Source organism: Hoyosella subflava DQS3-9A1 (assembly GCF_000214175.1).
Lineage (GTDB): Bacteria > Actinomycetota > Actinomycetes > Mycobacteriales > Mycobacteriaceae > Hoyosella > Hoyosella subflava.
The window spans coordinates 342,630-364,729 of the sequence record NC_015564.1 but is presented as its reverse complement, the minus strand read 5'-3'; the positions used below and the strand labels follow the sequence as shown (position 1 = coordinate 364,729).

The window sequence follows — 22,100 nt, the reverse complement described above, 5'->3', positions numbered from 1 at the left end:
GTCAGCGGTCAGTCTTCAATGCCCATTCTGGCCCTGCTGGAGTGTCCGTGATTTCAATACCGACGGCGAATAGCCGGTCCCTGATGTCGTCGGCCAATGCCCAGTCTTTATCGACGCGAGCTTGCTGTCTGCGCTCGAGTTCCGCCCTCACTAGTACGTCGAGGGCAGCGAGCGCCGCTCCGTCGCCAGCGTCACCGATCTCGTGCCAGTGTTCGTCGAGTGGGTCGACGCCGAGAATGCCGAGCATTCCCCGCGCCTGGCTCGCGAGTACACGCGCCTTCTCGCCATCTCCGGATTCGAGTGCGGTGTTGGCGTTACCTACCGTGTGGTGGATTTCAGCCAACGCCGCGGGCACTCCCAGATCGTCGTTAAGTGCGGCCTCGAATGCGTCCGTCCAAGGGCCCACTGAAACCGCACCGGCCCGCCGCTCTACCCGGCTGAAGAATGCCTCAATTCGCCGGTACGCTGAGGCCGATTCCTGCAGCGCATGCTCGGAATACTCGAGCATCGACCGGTAATGCGCGCTTCCAAGGTAGTAGCGAAGCTCCTGCGGCCGGACCCGCTCTAGCACCGCGGGGATAGACAGAGTATTGCCCAGCGACTTTGACATTTTTTCACCGCCGAGGGTGACCCACCCATTGTGCAGCCAGTGCTGCGCAAAGCGATCCCCCGCTGCCCGGCTCTGTGCGATCTCATTCTCGTGGTGCGGGAAAACCAAGTCGAGGCCTCCGCAGTGGATATCGAACTCTGGTCCCAAATAGGCGGAGGCCATGGCCGAACATTCCAGATGCCAGCCGGGGCGGCCCGGACCCCATGGGGTCGGCCACGATGGTTCGCCCGGCTTCGCAGCCTTCCACAACGTGAAGTCACGTGGATCCCGCTTATGGAGTCCCGCGCCCTCACCTTGGTGGACGTCATCGAGCCTGTGACCTGACAGCGCTCCGTACTCAGCGAAGCTACGCACGTCGAAGTACACGTCACCGCCAGCGGCGTAGGCATGACCACGCTCGATGAGACGCTCGATCATCTCGATCATCTGGGTGATGTGTCCCGTGGCGCGCGGCGCCACGGACGGGGGCAACACCCCGAGCTGATCGTATGCCCTCTCGAAGGCACGCTCGTAAGTCGTCGCCCATTCCCACCAGGGACGGCCAGCCTCGGCCGCCTTGGTAAGGATTTTGTCGTCGATATCGGTGACATTGCGCACGAATGTCACGTCGTATCCCTGCGCGCTAAGCCAGCGTCGCAGCACATCAAAGGCAACTCCGCTGCGCACATGACCGATGTGTGGTTCACCCTGCACCGTGGCACCGCACAGGTACACCGACACCTTCCCCGGCGTGAGGGGCGTGAAGTCGCGCAGGGTCCGCGACTCGGTGTCGAAAAGGCGCAAGGTCGGCGAGGTCACGGCGGAATCCTACTTGGTGTAGTGACGCACATCCGAATCTGACAGGCGGCGCGAGCTATGCTTCGGTCTCCACCAGTGCGGTCGCAACGGCGGCCATGCCTTCCCCGCGCCCTGTGAGACCCAGGCCGTCGGTCGTCGTCGCCGAGACTGAAACTGGTGCACCCAAGATGCCGGACAGGACCCTTTCTGCTTCGGCACGGCGTGGACCGACCCGCGGTCGGTTACCAATGATCTGCACTGCAGCGTTACCCACCGTCATACCGGCGACACCCACGAGCCGGCGCACTTCGGTGAGAAGTTGCGCACCGCTTGCGCCCGACCATTCCGGGCGGCCCGTGCCGAAAACTGATCCAAGGTCACCCAGGCCAGCAGCCGAAAGCACCGCATCGCACAAAGCATGCGCGGCTACATCGCCATCTGAATGACCAGCACAACCGGACTCACCCTCGAACAACAGACCGGCCACCCAGCACGGTCTCCCTGGCTCGATGGGATGGACGTCAGTTCCGATTCCCACACGCATCATCGGCCTACCCTAGCGTGGCACAGATGCTGTGGCGTGCTCACCTGAATGCACGCCCCTAGGGCCTGTGGGCTTGCCACCTGGAACAGAAACGGGCGCCCCACCAAGGAATAGCCTTGGGGAGCGCCCTGGAAAACTTGTCAGTTCAGACAGGTCAGGAGGCGACGAGAACCTCGTCGAGAAGCGTTTCCGCCTTCACGTCGTCGGTACCCTCCGCGAGCGCGAGCTCACCAACGAGAATCTGCCGCGCCTTTGCCAGCATTCGCTTCTCGCCAGCGGAAAGACCGCGGTCCTGGTCGCGGCGCCACAAATCGCGCACGACTTCTGCGACCTTGTTAACGTCACCGGACGCGAGCTTCTCGAGATTGGCCTTGTACCGGCGTGACCAGTTCGTCGGTTCCTCCGTGTGCGGCGCGCGCAGGACCTGGAAAACCTTGTCAAGCCCCTCTTGGCCAACTACGTCGCGGACGCCAACATACTCAGCGTTAGCGGCGGGAACGCGCACCGTGAGATCGCCTTGAGCGACCTTCAGTACGAGATACTCCTTTTGCTCACCCCGAATGGTTCGGGTTTCAATAGCGTCGATCGTGGCTGCACCGTGATGGGGATAAACAACGGTGTCTCCGACCCTGAAATTCATATGTCCCGTACCCCTTTCGATGTGTCTATGCTAACACGAGCTGGCCCGTTACGGATGGCGTCGTTGCAGGTCAGGGACTTCCATGTCCCTGACCTGCAGTCATTCCCGCAAGCAGCTGCAAACGTCACCTACCGATCGGTAGCGCTCTCGCAGCTACGGAAACGTTCCGTTACGCCGGAAACGCCGGAAATGAACGCACGGGCTGCAGCACGGCAGCCACCAGGACAACTGGCGGCGTGCCCCGCCCGCGGACGCATTCGGGCCCTGCCCAGTTAGGGACCCTCAAGTTAGGGACCCTCCGTGCGCGGCAGCTGAGGGCGCCTACTACGCTGCCTAGTGAAGTAGCTTCTGCCGCGCCGAGAATTGTGCTGCGCGCGGAGGCGACTCCATCGATACCTGAAGCCCGGGAGGACTGAAACGTGACGTCGTCTACCGCCCAGCACAATGCTGCTTTCGGCGCGCCTCGCCTGCGTTCCCGCACCCGAGTCACGCGGCTTACCGCCGCGCTGGCTGCACTGGGCGCTGGTGCCGCCCTCGCACTGACGGGCTGCGGCGCTGGCCAGGTGACGCAGACAGGCGTGACGACGCCGACAATCACGGGCAACAACGTTGACTTCGGTTCCCTGCTCCTCCGCAACGTTTACATCGCGTACGAGGACGCCGAGCAGTACCCGATCGATCCCGCGACCTCGGGCCAATTGGTGTTCACGATCGTCAACCTCAGCCCTTCGGGGTCGGACACACTCGCGAGCATCGAGTCGTTCGACGCGCAGGTGTCAATTGAGGGTGATGACACCACGATCCCTGCGGGCGGCGTGCTGCGCTCTGGCACACCAGCTCTGCAACTTTCCGCTGAAGATGATGAAGCTGCGACGTTCGGGCCAGCGGCTAGCCAGATCACGGTGGAAGTAACGAACATGAGTTCTGCGGTACGGCCCGGGATCGCCACGCCGTTCACCTTCACGTTCGAAGAAGCTGGCGACATTGTGGTGGACGTGCCGATCGAGCCAGGCCCCGCCGCAAAGCGCACCTACGTACCCAGTGACGATCACTAGTTATTGCTGGTCTGCACGTGACTACGGTTTCCTATCGATCCTGGGGCCTGCGGCGCTGACACGCGCTTCTGTCAGACCACTCGCCTAGGCTCATCGCCGTGGTGAGACCCAAGACGAACTTCCGGTGTTCGGCATGTCAGCACGTCCTGGTCAAGTGGGCCGGGCGATGCCCCGAGTGTGGCGCCTGGGGGTCGATCGAAGAAGCTCCCGCGTTGTCGTCGCTCCAGAGATCGGCGCTGCAACGGTCAGCGCTGCCGGAGGCGCGCGTCGCCTCGAGCACCGGCGGATTGCTGCCCTCGACGCCTGCGGTCCGGATCGTGGATGTTGAGGGAACGGAGGCTAAAGCTCAGCCGACCGGAATCTCGGAACTCGATCGCGTACTTGGGGGTGGCGTCGTACCTGGCGCGGTCATTCTTCTTGCCGGTGAACCTGGGGTGGGCAAGTCGACGCTGCTCCTCGAGGTGGTGCGGCAATGGGCGGCCCGCGATGTGGCCTTGTACGTGACCGGTGAAGAATCCGCAGGACAGGTCCGTCTGCGCGCGGAACGCACCGATGCGCTGCACGAACGCGTGATGATCGCGGCGGAATCAGACCTTGCGACAATCCTCGGGCATGTCGAGCAGGTGCGGCCCGGTCTGCTGATCGTCGATTCGGTGCAGACGATGCGCGCCGCTGACGTTGAAGGCATCACCGGAGGTGTCACGCAAGTGCGCGCCGTTACGAGCGCGCTGACGCATCTCGCGAAGACTTCAGGAATCGCGGTGCTGCTCATCGGACACGTCACCAAGGACGGATCCATCGCCGGTCCCCGCGCACTCGAGCACCTAGTCGACGTGGTCCTTCATTTCGAAGGTGACAAGAACTCGACGCTCCGAATGGTTCGGGGCGTGAAGAACCGTTTCGGAGCAACTGACGAAGTTGGCTGCTTCGAACTGCGAGAAAACGGGATAGCCGAAGTCAGCGACCCGTCGGGATTGTTCCTCCATCACCACAACGACACGGTGCCAGGCACTTCCATCACTGTAGCGATGGACGGTAAACGGCCTTTGCTCGGAGAAGTTCAAGCACTGGTGGCGGGCAACGGCATCCCCTCACCGCGGCGCGCTGTCAGCGGCCTCGATTCCGCTCGAGTCGCCATGATCCTCGCCGTCCTCGAACGCCGTTGTGCGCTGTCGCTTGCCGGCTCCGAGGTTTACGCGGCGACAGTGGGCGGCATGCGAGTCACAGAGCCGGCAGCCGATCTCGCCATCGCACTAGCCGTGGCGTCTGGATCACGCGATCGGGTGCTGCCTCCGCGAACAGTTGTTCTCGGTGAAGTCGGCCTGGCCGGAGAGATCCGCCCGGTGCCAGGTGTCGCACGCCGAATCCAGGAAGCCGCGCGTCTGGGCTTCACGAACGCAATCGTTCCGGCGGGGTCCGGCACACTCCCAGTAGGCGTTGCGGTGGCCGAGGTAAGTACGGTCAGTGAGGCCCTCACGCTGCTCGGTAAGCCCGCCCCGCCGGAGAGTCCGCGCGCCGGGCCACAGCTCAGCTTCGTGGGCAGCCGGGCCTGAGAAGGCGAGGGGTCAGGGAGTCGTCCAGTAATCTGGCCGGAAAGCTCGTTCGTATTCATTCGCCAGTGACACATTGGCTGATACACGCAGTGATACAAACTGTCGAAGCACAGGAAGTTGCCGTGACCCTCGATCCCTCGCCGGTACTTGTCGACACAATCGCCCGACTGGCGCCTGGAACTGGCCTGAGAGATGCACTGGAACGCATTCTCCGCGGACGTACCGGAGCGCTGATCGTCCTGGGCTACGACGACGCGATCGAACGCCTATGTGACGGCGGTTTCGTCCTTGACATCCAATTCGCGCCCACGAGGCTTCGTGAACTCGCAAAGATGGACGGTGCGGTTGTTCTCTCGACCGACGGTTCCCGGATCGTACGAGCCAACGTTCAGCTTGTTCCGGATTCGACGATCCCGACCGAAGAGTCCGGCACTCGCCATCGGACGGCTGAGCGCACCGCGATCCAGACCGGCTTCCCCGTCATTTCGGTAAGTCAGTCGATGAGCATCGCTAGCGTTTACGTCGCGGGAACACGTCACGTCCTGGAGGACACCGCGACGATTCTCTCCCGTGCAAACCAGGCCATCGCCACGCTCGAACGCTACAGAATGCGACTCGACCAGGTCACTCGAGCGCTGGGCGTTGCAGAAATAGACGATTTCGTCAGCCTTCGTGACGCGCTGACTGTTATTCAGCGGCTCGAAATGGTGCGGCGAATCTCGAGCGAGATCGACCGCTCCGTCATTGAACTGGGCACGGGCGGGCGGCAAGTCGCGCTGCAACTCGAAGAGTTGCTTGGCGACAATGAGGTCGCTCGCCGCCTCATTCTTCTCGACTACGTGCGCAGCGGCGGGCAGCCCAGTGATCAGCAGGTCGATCGTGTGCTTGCGGCACTTGAAAGCCTGTCCGACGGAGCGCTGCTCGATCTGACGGAAATCGCACACGCACTCGGCTACTCCCGCGCAGTGGAAACGCTCGATACGGCAGTCGAGCCTCGTGGCTACCGGCTCCTGAGCCAGCTTCCACGACTGCCATTCAGCCAAATCGAACGACTCATCGAGAACTTCGGCAGCCTGCAAAAACTACTGGCCGCGAGTTCAACGGAGTTTCAGACCGTGGATGGCATCAGCGGCTTCCGGGCCCGCCACATCTCGGAAGGCCTCTCCCGGCTCGCTGGTTCCACACTGGAAAACCAGTTCTGATCGGTTACGGTCCGCTCTCCGGCGTTGAGGGCGCTGATTCGGCTTCGGGTTCAGGCTCGGTGGCCTCTGGATCGACAATCGCGAACTCGACGGGTTCAGCGGAAATTTCACCCACTTGGGCGAGCACCCGGTAGACACCTGAATCGACCGCGTCCCGCGGCCCGAAACATCCGGGAGCCGAGCCGGTGCCGGACCAGGTGATGGCGAAAGCCGCCTGATCACCAGGGGCGAGTGTCCACACGTCGCGACCAGTGGTCGGTGCGCAGTCCGTGTTGACCCACACTCTGCGATCGTTTTCCACAGCACGCACCGAGATCTGCTGAACCGCTGGCCCCAGATCTCGCGCACATGTCGTGTCACCGATGTTTGTCACGACCACACCAAACCTCGGCTGGTCCCCTATCGGATACTCCGCGCGGTCGATTGTCGCCCGCACTGAAAGCGACGAATCAGCACAGGGGCCCTCTGCTACTTTGACTTCCTCCTCTTCGTCATCGAGGTCGTCGTCGAGATCTTCGTCATCGTCACCCCGGGCGTCTGGATCGCGTTTCGGCACCTCAGAGGCTGTTTCATCAGGTTTTTCCTGGGCTGACGTTTCCGTGCCTGAGGCCTGGACATCAGACGTGTCCTCTGCCCCGGAGCCGGCAAACGCCCTGACGCCGACGAGGACCCCTGCGATGATCCCACCGAGGAGTACCAGCAAAATGGCGGCAGCGGCGATCCTGCGACGCCGATAAACCTCAGGAGGGTGCGGCAAGCGCCTAGACCGGGTAGCAGGGTAACGAGGATCGTGCACGTCACTAACGGTAAGCGCGGGAGGCGATCTCGCCCGCTAGGGGCGACGCGTGTCGCTGCAGTGAGGCTGAACTCTCAGTTTCGGGAAGTCCCCGGACGGATCGACAGCCGAGCCGTCAGTCAACTTCGCCGGCGTCGCCAACGTCACCGACTACGGTGCGGAGCCTGATCTGCCCTTCAGCCAGATTGTAGGTGGCACCAACGATCGCGCAGCGACCATCCGCGATCCGCTCTGCAAGCACTAGGGATCGGCCAGTCAGCAGTTTTGAGGTCTCCCGGACATGCTGCGCCTCAAATTCGTCAACCGTGGTCATCCCGGCCTGGCGCGCGCGAAGCAGCGACGGCGTGACACGCTCGACGATGTCGCGGACGAAACCGTCTGGCATGTCCCCACCATCAAGCGCTGACAGCGCTGCCGCTACCGCACCACACTTATCGTGGCCGAGCACCACTATTAGGGGAACGTTGAGAACCGCGACGCCGTATTCGATTGATCCGAGGACCGCGCTATCCACGACGTGGCCTGCGGTGCGAATCACGAACATTTGCCCGAGGCCCTGGTCAAATATGATTTCTGCGGCGACGCGCGAGTCTGCGCAGCCGAAGATGATCGCGGTGGGGTGCTGGGCGTCCACTAGCTTTGCGCGGTCGTCAATCCCCTGACTGGGGTGCAGGGGCTTACCACTGACGAAACGCTCGTTACCCTCTTTAAGGGCTTTCCAGGCAGAGACCGGATTGGATGACGGCATGCTTCTATTCTGCACTGTTAATCGGGCTGGGGTGACCCCTCCTGAACTACAGAAATCTCACAATCTAGCTGGGAAGCACCCGGTTGACAGGCCGAAATCCCCGCGTTCGGGCAAGGTGTAAAGACTTGATGAAGAATAGCTATTCGTGCATGAATATTGATGCTGAGGTTCTCGTAACATGGTTTCGCGAATCAGCACGCGATCTCCCGTGGCGCCGCCCCGGCGTGACTGGGTGGCAGATCCTGATGAGCGAAATCATGCTGCAGCAGACACCCGTTGCCCGGGTCGCACCAGTGTGGGAGGAATGGGTGAAGCGCTGGCCCCGCCCCTCATCGCTCGCCGCTGTGTCGCCCGCTGAAGTGGTGCGCGCCTGGGGCAAACTCGGCTATCCGCGCCGCGCGCTGCGCCTGCATGAATGTGCCTCCCACCTCGCTCAGCAGTACGACGATGAGGTCCCCGCAGACGTCGAGATCCTCCTGACATTGCCAGGGGTGGGCGACTACACCGCGCGAGCGGTTGCCTGCTTCGCGTACGGCCAGTCGGTGCCGGTCGTGGACACCAACGTACGGCGAGTTATCGCGCGCGCCGTACACGGGCGAGCGGAACCTGGTAGCCCCGCTGCTAAAAGAGACCTCAATGACGCGAGCGCGCTCCTGCCCGTCCGCAATGGTGCGGCTTTCTCGGCCGCGTTGATGGAGCTCGGTGCCACCGTCTGCACCGCACGCTCACCCCAATGCGCGGTCTGCCCCGTCACGGCGTGCGCATGGCTCCAGGCTGGCCGTCCGGCCCATGACGGTCCCCGTCGCCGTACCCAGCGATACGCGGGCACGGACCGCCAAGTGCGCGGACGCATACTCGATGTGCTCCGTGGCGCAAATGGCCCCGTTGATCGAGGTCGCATCGACGCCGTGTGGCTGAACGACCCGACGCAACGCGATCGCGCGCTGGGCTCGCTCCTCGAAGACGGTCTGGTCGAACAGACCGCACAGGGACTGTTCGCGCTTGCTGGTGAAGCCGGCTAGAGACCCGCGAGGAACGCTTCGACCGCGCCGCGATACGTCTGCGGCGCTTCATCGTGGATGAGGTGCGCTGTACCCGGGACCTTGAGGTACCTGGAGGGCGCCGGCCGGGAGACCATGTACATCTCGCGCATCTGACCTGGTGGGGTGAGGCTCCACTCCCCTTCCAGAAGGAGTGCGGGGGCTTGAACGCTCTTCCACTGTGCCCAGTAGTCGCGGGTACCCCAGTGCGCAGCGATCGCGCGCCACACGGGAATGTGTCCGTGCAGTCGCCAGCCTGAAGTGGTGCGGTCAAAAGAGTCGAGAAAATACTGGCCCGCGACTGGCCCGAACATGGTGAACACATCACGCGGATCGGTGAAGTCGACTGGCCAGGAGTCGAACCAGCTATCCCACGGTTGTGTCGTCCTACCGCGAAAATCAGGCGCCATGTCCTCGACGACGACTGCGCGTATCAGTTCGGGGAAAGCTGCCGCAGCGCACCAGGCATGCAGGCTGCCCATGGAATGGCCCACAAGCGTTGCCGGGCCTTCGACAAGACTCACGTGCCGCAAGATCGAAGCGAGTTCAGCAACAAAGGCTTCGGTCCGGATCTCCGATTCACTCACCGCGCTGGGATCATCGGCGTCACGTCCCCGGTGAAACCGGGCGTCATAGGCATAAACGTGCCCGTAGCTGCGCAGCCACGGGACATGGTGGCGCCAGGTTGTCCGTCGGCCCATGAGGCCGTGCATCAGCACGATTGGATCGCCGACTCCGCCAAGATCGTCAAGCCCCAGATCTGGTACCACGGCAGGACACTTTACGCGAGTACGATCACGCTCATGGCAGTCGTAAAGATCAATGCAATCGAGGTGCCGGAGGGCGCCGGTGCCGAACTCGAAAAGCGTTTCGCCGCGCGCGCGGGCACAGTCGAGAACTCCCCTGGTTTCCTAGGTTTCCAGTTGCTTCGGCCTGTCAAGGGCGAGTCACGCTACTTCGTCGTGACGCAGTGGGAGTCAGAGGATGCCTTCCGCGCGTGGGCGGAGGGTCCAGCACGAGCAGCTCACGCCGGAGAGGGCGAGCGCAAACCCGTCGCGAGCGGCGCCTCGCTCCTCGAGTTCGACGTGGTCCTTGACGTGAGCCCCGCGGGCAACTCTGGATAATCAGAGCACTTTACGGTCAGTTCTGGGCAAGTTCATAACAACTCGTTCTTAACAGCGACACCACCTGGTAACGGTCACACCACAAGCCCCATCGGCACCCTAGGCTCAAAGAGGACATACCGAACCGGGGTCAAATGGCCCCGCGCAGTCCCAGAGGGGGCGTTGTGCAGATCCCAGGGAGCCTAGGGAGCCGAACAGGCCGGCGTGAGCTCCGGAATCTTCGCCGAGTCGCGGTCGCAGCATCGGCATCCGCGCTGATCAGTTTCGTGTTGGCGGCGTCAGCAGGCCCTGCCCTAGCCGAGCCAGGTGACACGCCACCGGAGGCATCGAGTGCCGCGGCACTCTCAGCGATCCCCGCGGACACCCCTGCGGGGTCTCACTCGGCTCACATCCTTGACCTGATCAACGGCGACGATCCCATCTCGCCCGGAGCGGTGCGCGAGTGGACCGACCCCAGTGTGGCTGCTGCGCTCGGGCCTGACGGCCTCGCCGCGCCCCTTGAACAGTTGCGCACGACCGGCCCCTACGAATTCGTCGATTACTCGGGAACGAACGCCGCCGCGACGGTCACCCTGAAGACACGCACTGGCCTGCCAGTTGAACTGCGCATCTACGTGAGCGCGGACAACACCGTAAATGGCCTGCTCGTTCGTCCCCACACACCAGATATAAGCGCGTTCGACGATCTCAGCTCCGCTCTCGACATCATCGGCACCGACTACTCGATATTCGCTGCCCGAGTCGATGCGGGTGAGTGCGTGGCTGTCCATGACACGAACGGTGATCGGGCGATGCCCATGGCATCCTTGTCGAAGCTGTACGTTCTGGGCGCGGTAGCCGACGCGATCGAGAACGGCGATCTTCGCTGGAACGAGCGCTTGACAGTCACGGATGCGCTCAAGAGTCTCCCCACTGGAGAGATGCAAGATCTCGCAGACGGGAGCACCGTAACCGTCCGTGAAGCTGCGGAGAAGATGATTTCCGTCAGTGACAACACCGCAACGGACCTCCTCATCGATCGCCTGGGACGTGATGCGATCGAGGCGCAAGTTGCCGCTATGGGACACCACGACCCCGACCTTCTGACGCCCTTCCCCACCACGCGCGAGACCTTCCTCCTCGGGTTTGGGAACTCTGGAAACCCGGAATTGCGTGAGACGTGGCGGGAAGCCAGCCAAGCGGATCGCATCGCGATACTCGACGCGCTCGACGGCGAGCCCCTTGATGTTGACGAAAACGCGATAATCTACCGGCCCGCCTACCCGGACGGCGTGGGGTGGTTCGCCAGCCAGCACGATATCTGCGCCGCGTACGCCCATCTGATGGATAAAGCCACCACCGTCACCGATATCCTCGCGATCAACCCGGGACTGACGCTGAGCAGCCATGACTGGTCCTACACCGGCTTCAAGGGTGGTTCGATGCCCGGCGTCCTGGCGACCACGTGGCTGCTTACCGACAATTCGGGGCAGGATTGGTATTTCGGAATTCAGCAGTCCGCTGCGGGCGCGATCGGCCTTGCGGAAAACCTTTACACATTCGAGCTCGCGGGCAAGATCATGGGACGCAATGACGCGGCAGTTTTGCAGATCAACTAGTGTTCACGTGTCCACGAATGCGACTAATATTCTCGGCACTACCTTTGGTCAACCCGACTGCAGATGTGGGAATCCGGTGAAATCCCGGGGCGGTCGCGCCACTGTAACCAGGCATGCCTGGGAGCCAGGACTCGCTCTTCACGTCGCATAGACCTTACGGGACGCGAATTCCCAGGAGGAAACAGATGGTCACTGCGCATGCTCCCGCCCAATCCGCTGGCAACCTCAGCACTCATCTTCTCGGTGTCGTTGTTGTTTCGGCCGCAATACTGGTCCTCTACCTCACCGGCTTCGACCAGGGCGCCGTCTCCCAGACCGGGATGTACTTGCATGAACTGATGCACGACGGACGCCACCTGATGGGGGTCCCATGCCATTGAGTTTCCCGGTGAAATCGCACGGGATGCCTGGCGGCGACCTTCGCACTTCACCGCCAGTGCCGGGAAGTTTAGGTGCCCTCATTGGGCGTGGAGCCCTTGCGGGAATCGCCGCCGGGGTGCTCGCCGGCTCCGTGGCGTTCATTTTGGGTGAACCGCATATCGACGCGGCGATCGCGATAGAAGAGGCGCACGCTCATGGTGCTCATGGTGCTCATTCACACGGGGACGACGAGCTCGTCAGCCGGACTGGGCAAAAAGTAGGCCTCTTCCTCGCGACAAGCCTCACTGGAATGGCCCTCGGGGCGATCTTTGGCACAGTTGCGCACTACGCGCGGCGCGTGGCTTCACTGTCCACGACGCCGTTCATTCTGCTACTGACGCTGCTCGGCTGGCTCGCGATAGCGGTGGTCCCCTTCGGGATCTATCCCGCCAATCCGCCCGCGGTCGGCGACCCTGACACGATCAACCAGCGCACGCTGCTCTGGCTTGCGGCGGTGGGACTCGGGATCCTTGCATGCGTCGCGGCAGCGGCGGTGAACCGGCTACTCGAGACGGCGTGGCAGAGCCTTCGGGTGGCGTCTTCGACCGCTCTATTCGCAGCGATCGTCGGGCTCGGTTACCTGGCGCTTCCGACGTTCGACGACGTTCCCGGTGACTTCCCCGCAACGCTGCTGTGGGACTTCCGGGTCGCGTCATTCGTCTCGACCGCCGTCTTGTGGGCAAGTCTCGGAGTCGCCTTCGCGGTCCTCTCCGAACGTGCGGCGCGCAAACAACGCCTCCTCGTTTAACGCGCCCCCTAAAACCCGCTGTGCCCCGTTCAGATCGACGAACGGGGCACAGTCTTCTGCTAGGTGAAACTAGAGGAGCGCGGCGTCGAGGCTGATCTCGACACCAGCCAGCGCCTTGCTGATCGGGCAGCCTTCCTTGGCCGCTGAAGCTGCCTTCAGGAACGCTTCCTCATCGAGTCCGTCAACTTCAGCGCGCACAGTGATCTTGCTCGTAGTGACGCGGAACCCGCCTGCAGGGTCCGGGCCCAGCGTGACGTCTGCGCGAACGTCGAGGTTCTGCGGAGTGCCGCCAGCTTCACCGATCTGTCCCGAAAGCGCCATTGCGTAGCAGGACGAATGCGCCGCCGCGATCAACTCCTCGGGGCTTGTCGTTCCATCCGCATTGTCGGCCGCACGCTTCGGGAAGGACACGTCGAACGTGCCGGTCCCCGAACTCGTGAACTCAACAGTGCCGCCGCCCTCATTCAGAGAGCCATTCCAGGCGGTGCGTGCGGAGCGAGTTGGCATAGGAGATTCCTTTCGTTGGCCTGTAAATGCCCAAATTCGGCAAATCCTGCATAGGCGGGTCCTGCTGTCGCAAGCATGCCGCCGTAGAACAGTCTTCCGTAATTACCGTCGAGAGCAAGGACTATTTCGCGGTTCTCTCTTAGACTGCGCCCGTGCCCCATGTTCAACACCGATCTCTCCTGTCACTACGGCGCTCAGCACTCACCCTGAGCGTCGCCGCCTTCGCCCTTCCGCTGACTGCCACTTACGCGCACGCTGAGGTAAACGTCGCTACTGCTTGCAGCCTCGCACCACCTGCCGTGGAGCAAGAGATCGCTGCGCTCGCGGACCCCGCTGGCATAACTGGGACGAGCCGACTCGAACGCCTCGAGAGCGCCGTCAGCCGGCACAGTCAGATCGCGCGGGTCTTCGAGCGCCACGGCGATCGTCGTGGATTGTTCTCGGTGGGGCTCGACGCCGTAGAGGAAGCCGCCGTTATGCCGCTTCAGCGCTCTCCTGACGCATTCACAGACCGTGACTGGGCACATGACATCAGCTTCGATCTCTTGGAGCGGTATCTGGCGAATCTGCACGGACACCTCACTGCTGAGCCTGTAGAGCCACACTGGGCGCACTACTTTAGCCTGGCGAGTGATTGCAATGAATCGGGCGCCCGGGCCGCGATGGCCGGCTACAACGCGCATCTGACGGTGGATCTCGCTTACGCGGTCGCCGAAACCGGAACGCAGAGCCAGCATGTAGCGGACTACTACCTGATCGTGGACACGATCGCTCAGCATGGCGGTGAGCTCATCGACCGCACGCGCCAGGTGTACGGCGCTGACCTCGGGCCGCTGTGGCGCTTCTATTTCGTGGGTGAAGGTCTCGACTTGCTCGCCGGTGAGGGCGTCGCGAGCGGCATGATGCTCCGCGCGGCCGATGCGGGCTACAACACCTTCACGCTCGCACACGGAATGGCACTTCAGAGCGACGCGACTCGTGCCGAGGCGGAGGGCCGAATCCATGAACTGTGGCGCATCGCCGATCTCGCACTCGACGTGCTGGCCCAACTGCGCGCACTCTAATTTCGTGAAGCTTTTCCCTCCGTACGGGGAAAACCTTCACGATTGCCCGGAAAAGACTCGGGAAATGACAAATGGCCGGGAGAACATCTCCCGGCCATAAGTCGTGTCACATCACTCGGCTGCGGACTCCGGCGACGGCCCGCTCTCGCCAGCACCCGCAAGCGCGTCTTCTGGCGCATCGGGCACGGGAACTGGTTTCTTGGTGCCCTGGAACGTGAACTTGGCGTTCTCGCCTGCCCCAGTCCCATCCCAGTTCTCAACATCGACAACGATGATCTGACCTGGCTCGATTTCGCCGAACAGGATCTTCTCTGACAGCTGGTCTTCGATTTCGCGCTGCACGGTGCGGCGCAATGGCCTGGCACCGAGCACCGGATCGAAGCCCCGCTTCGCGAGAAGTGACTTCGCTTGCTCGGTCAGCTCGAGCGCCATGTCCTTGTGCTTGAGCTGTGTCTCGACACGGTTGGTCATCAGGTCCACCATCTCGATGATCTGTTCCTGCGTCAGCTGGTGGAACACGATGACGTCATCGATGCGGTTGAGGAACTCCGGACGGAAGTGTTTCTTCAGCTCGTCATTGACCTTGAGCTTCATGCGCTCGTAGTTCGAGGCCTCGCTGGTGCCTGCGGTGAAGCCCAGCCCCACTGCCTTCGAGATGTCCGCGGTGCCGAGGTTCGAGGTGAAGATCAGCACCGTGTTCTTGAAGTCAACCGTTCGTCCCTGGCCATCCGTCAGGCGGCCGTCTTCGAGGACCTGCAACAGCGTGTTGTAGATCTCCTGGTGGGCCTTCTCGATCTCGTCGAAGAGAACTACGGAGAACGGCTTGCGACGGACTTTCTCGGTCAGCTGCCCGCCTTCTTCATAGCCGACGTAGCCGGGGGGCGCACCGAAGAGCCTGGAGGCGGTGAAGCGATCGTGGAACTCACCCATATCGATCTGAATGAGCGCATCATCGTCACCGAACAGGAAGTTCGCGAGCGCCTTAGAGAGCTCCGTCTTACCGACACCCGACGGGCCGGCGAAGATGAATGAGCCCGAGGGCCGGCGCGGATCCTTGAGGCCCGCGCGCGTACGCCTGATCGCCTTGGCGACAGCTCTGACAGCATCTTCCTGGCCGATGATGCGCTTGTGGAGCTCGTCCTCCATGCGGAGCAGGCGGCTGGTCTCTTCTTCGGTGAGCTTGAAGACCGGGATGCCAGTCCAGTTGGAAAGCACTTCGGCGATCTGCTCATCGTCGACCTGAGCGACTACATCGAGGTCGCCGGAGCGCCACTGCTTCTCCCGCTCAGCACGCTGCGCCACAAGCTGCTTTTCCTTGTCACGCAGCTTCGCGGCTTTCTCGAAGTCCTGGGCGTCTATGGCCGATTCTTTCTCACGGCGCGCCTCCGCGATCCGCTCATCAAACTCACGCAGGTCGGGCGGAGCCGTCATCCTGCGGATGCGCATACGTGCACCCGCCTCGTCGATGAGATCGATGGCCTTGTCAGGGAGGAACCGGTCGTTGATGTATCGATCCGCGAGGGTCGCTGCAGCCACGAGCGCGCCATCGGTGATCGAGACACGGTGGTGCGCCTCATAGCGGTCGCGCAGGCCCTTGAGGATTTCGATGGTGTGCTCGACAGAGGGCTCACCCACCTGGACCGGCTGGAAACGACGTTCGAGCGCCGCGTCCTTCTCGATGTACTTGCGGTACTCGTCGAGTGTGGTGGCACCAATTGTCTGCAGTTCACCGCGCGCCAGTTTTGGCTTCAGGATCGACGCCGCATCGATCGCACCCTCAGCAGCGCCTGCACCAACGAGCGTGTGCAGCTCATCGATGAAAAGGATGATGTCGCCGCGAGTATTGATTTCCTTCAGCACCTTCTTCAGGCGCTCCTCGAAATCACCACGGTAGCGGCTGCCCGCGACAAGAGAGCCCAGGTCAAGCGTGTACAGCTGCTTGTCCTTCAGGGTCTCGGGCACTTCACCGTTGACGATCGATTGCGCGAGACCCTCGACCACAGCGGTCTTACCGACACCAGGCTCACCGATGAGCACAGGATTGTTCTTGGTGCGCCGCGAAAGGACCTGCATGACCCGTTCGATCTCTTTCTGGCGGCCGATAACGGGATCAAGCTTGCCTTCCATCGCAGCTTGAGTCAGGTTACGGCCAAACTGATCGAGCACGAGCGACGTCGACGGCGTTCCAGCCTCACCGCGCCCCACTCCCGCTTCAGCGGGCTCCTTGCCCTGGTATCCGGAAAGAAGCTGAATCACCTGCTGGCGTACGCGGGTGAGGTCCGCGCCGAGTTTGACAAGAACCTGAGCCGCGACACCTTCACCCTCGCGGATAAGGCCAAGCAGGATGTGCTCCGTGCCGATGTAATTGTGACCGAGCTGCAGAGCCTCGCGGAGGCTTAGCTCGAGCACCTTCTTGGCTCGGGGCGTAAATGGAATGTGACCGGACGGCGCCTGCTGCCCCTGGCCGATGATCTCTTCGACCTGGTTGCGGACCGCTTCGAGCGAGATGCCGAGCGATTCGAGGGACTTGGCCGCCACCCCCTCGCCCTCGTGGATGAGGCCGAGCAGGATGTGCTCCGTGCCGATGTAATTATGGTTGAGCATCCTGGCTTCTTCTTGAGCCAGGACAACAACGCGCCGTGCGCGATCGGTGAACCTCTCGAACATCGCTCTCCCTCACACTTCTGGTCGGTCCGGAAGCTGGTGGGCGAAGATTTCTCGCCTCGCTCCCTCCGGCGCTCCGGGCTCGTTGAGTGCCAGCCGCGCACTCCCCACTCTAGTGGGCGAATGTGAACGCCGCCGCTGCACCACCGCGATCACGGTAGTACTCGGCTCCCGCAGTCCATCCTGCGATAACCATGTATTGAGGTAACGGTGCCGTACGGCAATTCGTTTCACAATGCGCTACGCCCACAGAGAACATCCTTCCCGGGACGCAGCAAGCCTCCGGATTCGTTCCGGAGGCTTGTGTGCAGTGCGCGCGTGCCCAGGGCTCCCGCCCGTCAGTTGGCTTTGTTATACGCCTCAGTGATCTCTGCCGAGATGCGGCCGCGCGCAGAAACCTTGTACCCGTTCTTACGAGCCCACTCCCGGATGGCCGCGCTCTGCTCGCGATCGAGTGTCGCGCGCGGTCGTGCGCCACCAGTTGCTGTTCGCCGTGTCTTCCGACCCGCCAGGCGACGCGCGTGGGCAACCCAGACCTCCATCTCGGAGCGCAGTTTAGCCGCATTCTCCGAAGACAGATCAATCTCATAGGTAACGCCATCAAGACCAAATTCAACAGTCTCATCTGCGGGTGCATCCTGATCAAGATCGTCGATCAGAGTTACAGTTACCTTCTGCGCCATGAAGTAATCCCTTTCTCACGTGCCACTACACGCCCTTGAGTCCTGCGTGGGATCGCAATGCTTTACCAATCGCAACCTTGTCGCATTTCCCCGCCAATGCCGATCATAGAACTAATTACGGGCGTTTTCCAAGCGGACGAACTATCGGGAACAGGATAGTTTCACGGATTCCGAGCCCAGTGAGCGCCATTAACAACCTATCGATTCCCATACCCGTTCCGGTAGTGGGCGGCATACCGTGCTCCATAGCAGCAAGAAAATCTTCATCGAGCGCCATCGCTTCGTCATCTCCGGCGGCGGCAAGCCGTGCCTGATCTACAAAGCGCTCCCGCTGAATTACCGGGTCAACAAGCTCCGAGTAACCGGTAGCCAACTCGAAACCCCGCACGTAGAGATCCCATTTTTCAGTTACGCCGGACTTCGTGCGATGCTGCCTGGTCAGAGGTGATGTCTCGACAGGGAAGTCGCGAACGAATGTAGGCCTGGCGAGATCGTTCCCTACCAGATGCTCCCATAATTCTTCGACAAGTTTTCCGTGGCCGTAGCCTTTGCCTTCCGGGATCTCAAGTCCGGTGCGCGCCGCGAATGAACGTAACTGCTCAATATTTGTGTCAGGTGTCACGTCCTCACCGAGTGCTTCTGACAGCGACGGATACATTTCCAGCACCTGCCACTCGCCGTCGATGTCATACGGCGAACCATCAGCCAGGACGAGTTGTCGCGTACCAAATGCGGCGTCTGCGACCTCCTGAACGATCTCGCGGGTCATCCGCGCGGAGTCGTCATATGTGCCGTAAGCCTCATACGTCTCGAGCATCGCGAACTCGGGCGAATGCGAAGAATCCGCACCCTCGTTGCGGAAGTTCCGGTTAATCTCAAACACCTTCTCGATACCGCCGACGACACAGCGCTTCAAGAACAACTCTGGTGCGATCCTCAAGTAGAGGTCTATATCGAGTGCATTCGAGTGCGTGACAAAAGGACGTGCGGCAGCGCCACCGTGCAGCGTTTGGAGCATTGGCGTTTCGACCTCGAGAAAACCGCGGCGTTCAAGCGCATTGCGGAGTTCTCGAACTACCGCGACCCTCTTACGGGCGGTATCGCGAGCTTCAGGACGAACGATGAGGTCGACATACCGCTGCCGGATTCGCGCCTCTTCACTCAGTTCCTTGTGCGCAACGGGTAACGGGCGTAGCGCTTTCGCCGCCATTTCCCACGTGTCCGCAAGGACACTCAGTTCGCCGCGCCGTGAGCTAATCACTTCACCATGGACGAACACGAAGTCACCGAGATCAACATCGGACTTCCATGCCGCGAGTAATTCCGGACCCACTTCAGCCTGGCTCAGCATTACCTGCAGCTGCGCGCCAGCGCCCTCCTGCAATACAGCAAAGCAGAGCTTGCCAGTATTTCTGATGAACATGACCCGACCGGCGACACCGACGATGTCGCCGGTTGAGTCACCCGCGGAGAGATCTGTGTATTTTTCCCTGATTTCGGTGAGAGTATGCGTCCGCCGGACGGTGACGGGGTAAGCGTCGCCCCCGGTTTCTATGATGCGGTCACGTTTTTCGCGACGAATCCGCAACTGCTCGAATTCTTCGGAGAAAGAGGCATCTCGCGCGGAGACATGCTCGTGCGCGGGGTTCACAGATTCAGACGCAGTACTCACAGCAGACCAGGATAGTTGCACATAGGCCAGTTTCCGGAATCGAAAATCCGCGCACCCCGCCTGAGCCTCACTTCACCCGTACTCGATCGCCTTCGGCGGCCACCCTGTTGAGCTCCACCCGGACCGGCAAATCCGGTGCGTCCATTGCGGATCGGATGTGGTCGCGTAGCTCGGCCGCAGCGGGAAGGGCGTCAGCCACTGTGAAGCCGGGAGCGACCACCGTGCTAATTGCCACAACTGGCGCGCCCCGTTCAATGACCGCCTTGCCTTTAGCCGAGACGATTCCGGGAGAATCCGTAAGCGAGGCTGCTGCAGCAGCCGCAACCGAATCCGGTTGTACCGTGAAGCGCCCACTCATGTCGCTGCCGTCGAGTGTGCGTTCACCCATCCTGTGTGTTTTCAGATGAGCGCTCAGCCACCAAAGGGCAGCCAGGGCCACGACTAAGCCCAGCGATGCCGATCCCCATGGGTACCACTCCGACGCGATCGTCTGTTGCACCCATGTGGTGTCAAGACCGCTAGTCACAAAGCGGTCTAGATAGCCAAGTTGCCAGGCCACGATCGCGCTGCCTGTCGCGAGCAGCAGCGCCCCGAGCACAAAGGTGGCGATCCGGTCAGCGGCGGTCAGTCCACGACTCATTGGGGCGCTCCTTCGCGACGCACGTTCACTTTCACCGGTGGGATTCGCTCAAGTCCTGCCAACCGCTGTTCGACGTCGCGCCGCAGTTGCGCTTCCAGGTCGTCTGGCGCCGCGCCCCACACAGCTGCGGTCACCTTGATGAGCTTCGGCGTTGCGCTTGTTTTTACTCCGACGATGCCCGGCACATCCTGCACAGCCGCTTTCGCAAGCGCGGCCATCACTTTCGGTGACACCCAAACGGTTTCGCCATCGGCCGGTACAGCCAGCGCCGGCCGCGGCTTTACCGACAGCCACAGCAGCCAAATGCCCACAAGGCCGAGAACGACGCCAAGCGGCACCATCCACGGGGCGGCACTCAGCCCATCAAGCTGCTGCGCAGCCCAGGGTATCCAGGCCGTCCCCGTCACGAGCTCACGCGTCACGAGAAAATCCCAGACCATCAACGCACCGGCGCCGACGAGCAGGAAAACTACAAGCAAGGCGCCAAACACGCTTCCTGACGCGCCGAGCGGACGCGGCGTCTTATTGCTCTGCTTGCGCATCGGCACCGCCTCCTAACGTACGGTCGCGGACTCGATCCGCCGCAGTCGAGAGCGACTTGGCGCCAGGGTGATCCTCGTGCACACGAGGCAGGTAGTGGGCAGTGACATCGACACGTGCCGCTGCGAGTCCAGTGATGTCGTGGAGACGGTCCACAACATCGCGCTTCAGCTGTCGGCAAACCTCACCCGCGGGCCGAGGCCAGGCAACGGCGGTTTCTACGGCAACCCGTACCTGGCCCCCAGCCATCCGGACTTCGACCCGTGGATAAGACCGTCCGAGCAGTTTGCTGAGTTTTGTTGAAGTAGCGACTGCTCCCGGAAGCGACGCGGTGACTTGTCTGACGACCGATTCAACGACGCGGTCATCGAGGTCGAGCCGCCCGCGGTCCTCCGGATCACGCAGTTCTGACTCCTGCTCAGCCATGGATCCGTCCTCGCAGCAAAGCACCTAGGTCAATCGAGCCATCTCGATGGGCGCCCAGGGCTGTCGCCGCCGCAGCGAACACCACGGCCAGCAAAAAGCCGCCAAGTCCGCCAATAATCGCCGCGATCGCGAGGAGCAGACCGGCCAGCAAACCTATCTGAGCATTCGACATCTAATTTCTCCCGTATGTGAAGGTGACGCACGGCCGACTGTCTCGCCGCCTGACTGCCCATGAAGAGGGAGCTCCACTTCAGGTGAGGTCTTCGATCGTGATGTTGATCGGGCCGTGTTCAAGCTGGGCCACGGCGGCCCTAATGTTTTCCGCGGTTTTCCGGATCGGTGCATCGATGTTCAGCGACACATGAACTTCGACGGTCCCGTCGTCGTCGATTCGTACGCCGGTAATCCGTTCGCCCGCGAGGTAGGTGCCGAGACTCCCAAACCTCCCGCCGTGTAATTCGGCGACTCCCCTGACTCCGAGTACGACGTCAGCGATGTTGCGGACCCGTGTTTCTGTCGACGTCATTGCACGCGAGATCCGGCGCTGGTGGGTTCTTCCTCGTCATCGTCGGAAGGAATGTATACGTCGTGCACACTCACGTTGACTTCGATGACTTCAAGACCCGTCATCTGCTCAATTGCCGCGATGACATTCCGGCGAATACCTTTGGCGAGTTCGGGAATCGAGACGCCATATTCCGCCACAATGTCGACATCAATGGCGGCCTGCCGCTCACCGACCTCGACGGAAATCCCCTGCGAGAGATTTGTCGACCCGCCTGGAATCCGCTCACGAAGGACGCCGAGCGCGCGGGAGGCCGATCCCCCCAGCCCATGCACGCCGTTGACTTCGCGGGTCGCGATACCAGCAATCTTCGCGACAACTGTGTCCGCGATGGTGGTCCGGCCGTGCGACGATTCGAGAAGGCCCCCACCGCTCAAGGAAGTACCGTCTCCGCGCTGCACTACTGTCTTGGTCTCCTGTGCAGACTGCTCCGTTGCGCCCATGTCATACCTTTCAGTGCATTCCTGCGAAACGCTTACATATA

At 62.0% G+C, this 22,100-nt stretch carries 25 protein-coding genes and 1 riboswitch; of the genes, 9 read left to right on the top strand and 16 right to left on the bottom strand.

Annotated elements, in window-relative coordinates; genetic code table 11:
• Nucleotide 1: 1 nt before the first annotated feature.
• The 3 genes from cysS to AS9A_RS01715 form a co-directional block, all read right to left on the bottom strand.
• Nucleotides 2-1,408 carry a cysteine--tRNA ligase gene (gene cysS, locus AS9A_RS01725; RefSeq protein ID WP_013805166.1) on the bottom strand — a complete coding sequence of 469 codons (1,407 nt, stop codon included), beginning with the start codon at nt 1,406-1,408 and terminating at the stop codon, nt 2-4.
• 55 nt (nt 1,409-1,463) lie between these two features.
• A complete protein-coding gene (ispF, locus tag AS9A_RS01720) occupies nt 1,464-1,931 on the bottom strand; it encodes a 2-C-methyl-D-erythritol 2,4-cyclodiphosphate synthase (protein WP_041451392.1) in 468 nt (155 codons plus the stop codon).
• Nucleotides 1,932-2,085: 154 nt separating this feature from the next.
• Entirely contained in the window at nt 2,086-2,571 is a 486-nt protein-coding gene (locus tag AS9A_RS01715; protein ID WP_013805164.1) for a CarD family transcriptional regulator, read from the bottom strand.
• 419 nt (nt 2,572-2,990) lie between these two features.
• Between AS9A_RS01715 and AS9A_RS01710 the strand changes: the two genes are divergently transcribed.
• From AS9A_RS01710 to disA, 3 genes are all read left to right on the top strand, one after another.
• Nucleotides 2,991-3,626: a hypothetical protein gene (locus AS9A_RS01710; protein WP_013805162.1), complete on the top strand. Its 636-nt coding sequence runs from the start codon at nt 2,991-2,993 to the stop codon at nt 3,624-3,626.
• Nucleotides 3,627-3,724: 98 nt separating this feature from the next.
• On the top strand, nt 3,725-5,179 hold the full coding sequence (gene radA / locus AS9A_RS01705; protein ID WP_013805161.1) for a DNA repair protein RadA: 1,455 nt from the start codon (nt 3,725-3,727) through the stop codon (nt 5,177-5,179).
• A gap of 122 nt (nt 5,180-5,301) precedes the next feature.
• A complete protein-coding gene (disA, locus tag AS9A_RS01700) occupies nt 5,302-6,381 on the top strand; it encodes a DNA integrity scanning diadenylate cyclase DisA (RefSeq protein ID WP_013805160.1) in 1,080 nt (359 codons plus the stop codon).
• 4 nt (nt 6,382-6,385) lie between these two features.
• Here the strand turns inward: disA and AS9A_RS22535 are convergent, their stop codons facing one another.
• Both AS9A_RS22535 and AS9A_RS01690 read right to left on the bottom strand, forming a co-directional pair.
• Nucleotides 6,386-7,177, bottom strand: a complete 792-nt coding sequence (locus tag AS9A_RS22535) for a DUF4232 domain-containing protein (protein WP_083826420.1) — start codon at nt 7,175-7,177, stop codon at nt 6,386-6,388.
• 115 nt (nt 7,178-7,292) lie between these two features.
• Nucleotides 7,293-7,925: a carbonic anhydrase gene (locus tag AS9A_RS01690; RefSeq protein WP_013805158.1), complete on the bottom strand. Its 633-nt coding sequence runs from the start codon at nt 7,923-7,925 to the stop codon at nt 7,293-7,295.
• 149 nt (nt 7,926-8,074) lie between these two features.
• On the opposite strand from AS9A_RS01690, the gene AS9A_RS01685 reads away from it, so the two are divergent.
• Complete coding sequence (locus AS9A_RS01685; RefSeq protein WP_041450781.1) at nt 8,075-8,947, top strand: HhH-GPD family protein; 873 nt, start codon at nt 8,075-8,077, stop codon at nt 8,945-8,947.
• Here AS9A_RS01685 and AS9A_RS01680 read toward each other — a convergent pair.
• Nucleotides 8,944-9,678 carry an alpha/beta fold hydrolase gene (locus AS9A_RS01680; RefSeq protein ID WP_049793825.1) on the bottom strand — a complete coding sequence of 245 codons (735 nt, stop codon included), beginning with the start codon at nt 9,676-9,678 and terminating at the stop codon, nt 8,944-8,946. The two genes, AS9A_RS01685 and AS9A_RS01680, sit on opposite strands and share 4 nt — an antisense overlap.
• Nucleotides 9,679-9,768: 90 nt before the next feature.
• Between AS9A_RS01680 and AS9A_RS01675 the strand changes: the two genes are divergently transcribed.
• From AS9A_RS01675 to AS9A_RS01660, 4 genes are all read left to right on the top strand, one after another.
• On the top strand, nt 9,769-10,089 hold the full coding sequence (locus tag AS9A_RS01675) for an antibiotic biosynthesis monooxygenase family protein (RefSeq protein WP_013805155.1): 321 nt from the start codon (nt 9,769-9,771) through the stop codon (nt 10,087-10,089).
• A 164-nt stretch (nt 10,090-10,253) separates the two neighbouring features.
• A complete protein-coding gene (locus AS9A_RS01670; protein ID WP_013805154.1) occupies nt 10,254-11,687 on the top strand; it encodes a serine hydrolase in 1,434 nt (477 codons plus the stop codon).
• A gap of 68 nt (nt 11,688-11,755) precedes the next feature.
• Nucleotides 11,756-11,820: riboswitch (cobalamin riboswitch) on the top strand.
• A gap of 52 nt (nt 11,821-11,872) precedes the next feature.
• Complete coding sequence (locus AS9A_RS01665) at nt 11,873-12,067, top strand: CbtB domain-containing protein (RefSeq protein WP_013805153.1); 195 nt, start codon at nt 11,873-11,875, stop codon at nt 12,065-12,067.
• 23 nt (nt 12,068-12,090) lie between these two features.
• A complete protein-coding gene (locus AS9A_RS01660) occupies nt 12,091-12,855 on the top strand; it encodes a CbtA family protein (RefSeq protein WP_013805152.1) in 765 nt (254 codons plus the stop codon).
• A gap of 69 nt (nt 12,856-12,924) precedes the next feature.
• Here AS9A_RS01660 and AS9A_RS01655 read toward each other — a convergent pair whose 3' ends face one another.
• Nucleotides 12,925-13,362, bottom strand: a complete 438-nt coding sequence (locus tag AS9A_RS01655; RefSeq protein WP_013805151.1) for an OsmC family peroxiredoxin — start codon at nt 13,360-13,362, stop codon at nt 12,925-12,927.
• 152 nt (nt 13,363-13,514) lie between these two features.
• Between AS9A_RS01655 and AS9A_RS01650 the strand changes: the two genes are divergently transcribed.
• Nucleotides 13,515-14,426: a DUF5995 family protein gene (locus AS9A_RS01650; protein ID WP_085930603.1), complete on the top strand. Its 912-nt coding sequence runs from the start codon at nt 13,515-13,517 to the stop codon at nt 14,424-14,426.
• A gap of 111 nt (nt 14,427-14,537) precedes the next feature.
• Here AS9A_RS01650 and AS9A_RS01645 read toward each other — a convergent pair whose 3' ends face one another.
• From AS9A_RS01645 to AS9A_RS01605, 9 genes are all read right to left on the bottom strand, one after another.
• Nucleotides 14,538-17,093 (bottom strand): ATP-dependent Clp protease ATP-binding subunit, encoded by a 2,556-nt coding sequence (locus tag AS9A_RS01645; RefSeq protein WP_013805148.1) that lies wholly within the window; start codon nt 17,091-17,093, stop codon nt 14,538-14,540.
• Nucleotides 17,094-17,428: 335 nt separating this feature from the next.
• Nucleotides 17,429-17,773, bottom strand: coding sequence for a histone-like nucleoid-structuring protein Lsr2 (locus AS9A_RS01640; protein WP_013805146.1), 345 nt, complete (start codon nt 17,771-17,773; stop codon nt 17,429-17,431).
• Between the two features lie 115 nt (nt 17,774-17,888).
• Nucleotides 17,889-19,424, bottom strand: a complete 1,536-nt coding sequence (lysS, locus tag AS9A_RS01635) for a lysine--tRNA ligase (RefSeq protein ID WP_049793824.1) — start codon at nt 19,422-19,424, stop codon at nt 17,889-17,891.
• Nucleotides 19,425-19,512: 88 nt separating this feature from the next.
• A complete protein-coding gene (locus AS9A_RS01630; protein ID WP_013805144.1) occupies nt 19,513-20,085 on the bottom strand; it encodes an Asp23/Gls24 family envelope stress response protein in 573 nt (190 codons plus the stop codon).
• A complete protein-coding gene (locus tag AS9A_RS22530; protein ID WP_013805143.1) occupies nt 20,082-20,627 on the bottom strand; it encodes a DUF6286 domain-containing protein in 546 nt (181 codons plus the stop codon). Before AS9A_RS22530 ends, AS9A_RS01630 begins: the two co-directional genes overlap by 4 nt.
• On the bottom strand, nt 20,608-21,051 hold the full coding sequence (locus tag AS9A_RS22525; protein WP_013805142.1) for an Asp23/Gls24 family envelope stress response protein: 444 nt from the start codon (nt 21,049-21,051) through the stop codon (nt 20,608-20,610). The genes AS9A_RS22530 and AS9A_RS22525 overlap by 20 nt, the downstream gene beginning before the upstream one ends.
• The gene (locus tag AS9A_RS01615; protein WP_013805141.1) at nt 21,044-21,223 is read right to left on the bottom strand and encodes a hypothetical protein; all 180 of its coding nucleotides are present in this window, start codon (nt 21,221-21,223) and stop codon (nt 21,044-21,046) included. Before AS9A_RS01615 ends, AS9A_RS22525 begins: the two co-directional genes overlap by 8 nt.
• Nucleotides 21,224-21,301: 78 nt before the next feature.
• Complete coding sequence (locus AS9A_RS01610) at nt 21,302-21,577, bottom strand: Asp23/Gls24 family envelope stress response protein (protein ID WP_013805140.1); 276 nt, start codon at nt 21,575-21,577, stop codon at nt 21,302-21,304.
• Complete coding sequence (locus AS9A_RS01605) at nt 21,574-22,059, bottom strand: Asp23/Gls24 family envelope stress response protein (RefSeq protein ID WP_083826419.1); 486 nt, start codon at nt 22,057-22,059, stop codon at nt 21,574-21,576. The genes AS9A_RS01610 and AS9A_RS01605 overlap by 4 nt, the downstream gene beginning before the upstream one ends.
• Nucleotides 22,060-22,100 lie beyond the last annotated feature (41 nt).